This window comes from Bacillus sp. S71 (assembly GCF_016625265.1).
Lineage (GTDB): Bacteria > Bacillota > Bacilli > Bacillales > Bacillaceae_G > Bacillus_A > Bacillus_A cereus.
On sequence record NZ_JACVUW010000032.1, the window covers coordinates 1 to 3,297 of the forward strand.

Consider the following 3,297-nt stretch of genomic DNA (forward strand, 5'->3'; position numbering starts at 1 on the left):
CCGCTCGAATTGCATCATTAATTCCGATGAATTCAGCTGCTCCTTCTAATCCCTTTTCCCACCATGATTTTTCATTTTTCTTTTCTTTTTTATGGGCTTCTTTCAATTTTTCATTTTGTTTCTTTTGATATTCTTCATCAGCTTGACGAAACTTTTGAGCGATACGCCGTAATTCTTTTTCTGTAACTTGTAAGTTACGTATGTAAGATTCCATGAGCCTCATTGATCTCATATATTCCCCATAAAAATGCTGACTCGTTGCTCCTTGCCATTGCATTTGAATACTAAACATAGATTGATTGAGATTTTGTTGTATGGTCTGGCTGTGTGTTTGCATCTCTGATATGTTTTTGGCAATTTGTTCGAGTTGTTCAGGTTTGACCTTAATCTCCAAACCTTCTCCCACCTTCCTCTATTTTATACCAAAAAGAAATAGAACTGCATCAATTTTTACTTATTCCCTTTAGAAAAAACATCAAAAATACTGTTATCACAAATCGCTTCAATTTCTTCCTTTACAAATAATTTTTGAAATTTTGTTCCTGGGTTTAATATTACATTTGCCTCTAAATCTATCGTCTTTAATAATTCAACTGCATTCATAGAGACATACGGACATTCTTCTGGAATAACTATTTCTAAATGTTTCAAATCAGAATACAGTGGTAACATTAATCCTTCTTCCATTTCAAAATAATGAATTTGTAATTGTGTATTATTAGTAGAAATCAAATTTCCTTCTTCATCTACACTTGTATCCCCTTCGACAGAAGCAACAACGAATAAATTTGATTTCTGTAATATTTCATAAAAATTGCCTCTTTTTTCTTCATTTTGCAACGCTTCCACTAATGCCTCATCTAATGGACTAATTTCTAGTAAACTCATTAACTTTCACTCCTATTTGGAATAATTTCGCCATCTTACTTGGAATAAGATGGCGAATTCATTATCTATTTATTTTTTTGTGTCCATTGCTTTTATTTTGTCTAAGTTCTCCATTGCTTTTTGGCGCACTTCTCCATCAATCGTTGTTGCATATTGTGGTCGAGTTAAAAACTCAAAACATTTATATGCATTATTGTTTTCATTTTTGTCTAAATACCCTTTACCTGTTTGTAACATTTTTTCAGAGACAACTTTCATAAATTCTTTTGCAGGTGCCTGCTGATATCCTAAGTTCATCGCTTGATGAGTTAGCTCAACTACTGACGCTAAATCTTCAATAGTGTTTATACGAGTAGCCTTTTTATTAGCAGCATCAAATGTACTTAAATATTCAATGGCAACTTTTGCTTTTTCTTTCACTCCAGTCATTTCAATCCCCGGTGTTTTATAAAGAATTTGATAGATTTCTAAAGCTGATAGGTAATTACTCTTTTCAATTTTTCCCCCTTCTTTTAATACGCGATTTGCGACATCCGAAAATCCTTTTTTATCATTAACCCCACGATAGGAAGCTTGTCCATAATAGTGTAAAGCTTCGTAAAGCTTTCCGTTCTGATTCGCTTTTGTATTTGCTACTTCTATTAGTTGGATTCCCTCCATCTTTTTCGACGCATTGTCAATAACACTCATACCAACGATTTTTTCAATTGTTTTATCGATATCTTTCAACTGTGCCAATAATGTATACGATGGAAGTACAGTTTTCTCAGCCTTTTCTTGCCAATCTGGTGTTCCATTGATTTGCTCCCATTCAACTTCTGTTTTTTCCCATAGTTTATTTGCATAATTCACCATTTCTTCTCTTGAACGCTCTAATGGATGCTTTGTACGAATTGCATTAGCAATATTCAATACAGCTGTATAATATTCTCCTTTATTTGCAGCCTCAGTCGCTTTTCTTTCAAACATAAGTGGCATTAACATTTTATTTGCTTCATCTCGAACAGATTGTTCTACCCTTGCCGTACTTGCTAATAGGTTTGCTTTCTTTAAAGCATCTTCCACTGAAAATTTTGGGTCTTTCATCTGTCCCCTAAGCCCATCTACCGCTATACTAAATTGCTGATTTAATTTTTCTTTTTGTTGGTCTTTTGCGACATCAATCCATTGATTTGCTAATAGTAAAGCATTTTCATAGTTTAGACTTTCAGGGGTTAAATATGTTTCAATTTTCTCAATCGCTTGATTGATCGGATTTGGTTTTTCCGGTTTTTCTGGTTTTTCTGGTTTTTCTGGTTTCATTTGACCATCTGTATCATTGCTATTTGTTTCTTTATGATTTACTTCTTTCGTATTTTCTTTGTTGTTTTTATTAGCTTCAATTAATTGATCTTTTTGCTCTTTCTCACTAGCTATTTCTGACGCCCCAGTTTTATTCGTATTATCTTCTTTAACAACCACTTGTCCTCCATTACTGCTAGTTACAGTTTCTTTTTCTGGACTTACGTTTTCTTTTGTATCATTTTTAGATGTCACTACTGGTGCTTCGATGTTAATATTTTTTAATTCTTCTTGTAATAGTTTATAGAAAATCTTTTCTACACGTTGATTTGCAGCCTCTACTAATTTAGGATCCACGCTTTCAAGCACCGAAGTAACTAAGTAATATTTACTTAAAGATTGTTCTAGAGAAGCTATATCTGTTTGGTTATTTAACCAAACATTCTCCTCTTGTACAGCCTTATCGTATACTAACTTTGCAACTGATTGAATATACTCTTTCTTATTTTCTTTTAAATACTCTTGTAATTCTTGTTGGGTTGTAACTTTTTCCTTAAGTGTATTCATTTGGTTACGTAAATAAAATAATCCACTTTGATTCGAATAATTCTCCTTATTAGCTAAAATTTCTCCCAAATTGTCCAATGTTAATCTATGATCAGCAACTGTCTGTGCATTTGAAGATGCATTCAATTGAGATATCAGTGTTAACTCTTTATTTTCCTCCGAATATTTAGCCCTACTATTTAACGTGTCAGAATTTTGCCCTTTTCCATAATACTCATTAAAGAATACAGATGAATACCTCTCTCCATTCCCAGCATACCACTCAACTAAAATATCTCCCGTTATTGGTGATACTGTAATTTGATCGTGTGGCACTGGTGGTTTTGGTTTTTCTGGTTCTTTATCACCATCTGGTTTTGGTTTTTCTGACTCTTTATCACCATCCGGTTTTGGTTTTTCTGGTTCCTTATCACCATCCGGTTTTGGTTTTTCTGGTTCTTTATTACCATCTGGTTTTGGTTTTTCCGGCTCTTTATCACCATCTGGTTTTGGTTTTTCCGGCTCTTTATCACCATCTGGTTTTGGTTTTTCCGGCTCTTTATCACCATCCGGTTTTGGTTT

General features: G+C 33.5%; 3 protein-coding genes. All 3 read right to left on the minus strand.

The window, feature by feature from the left end:
- The coding region (locus IBT51_RS26850) for a WXG100 family type VII secretion target (RefSeq protein ID WP_200458887.1) at positions 1-394 on the minus strand (394 nt) is incomplete at its 3' end.
- 56 nt (positions 395-450) lie between these two features.
- Positions 451-888 carry an SseB family protein gene (locus IBT51_RS26855; RefSeq protein WP_200458888.1) on the minus strand — a complete coding sequence of 146 codons (438 nt, stop codon included), beginning with the start codon at positions 886-888 and terminating at the stop codon, positions 451-453.
- A gap of 69 nt (positions 889-957) precedes the next feature.
- Positions 958-3,297 (minus strand): hypothetical protein (locus IBT51_RS26860; protein WP_234472629.1); only part of this gene is annotated, 2,340 nt, incomplete at its 5' end.

Excerpts from the sequence above, each read along its gene's own strand:
- IBT51_RS26855 (WP_200458888.1), bottom strand. The coding sequence starts at position 888 with ATGAGTTTACTAGAAATTAGTCCATTAGATGAGGCATTAGTGGAAGCG.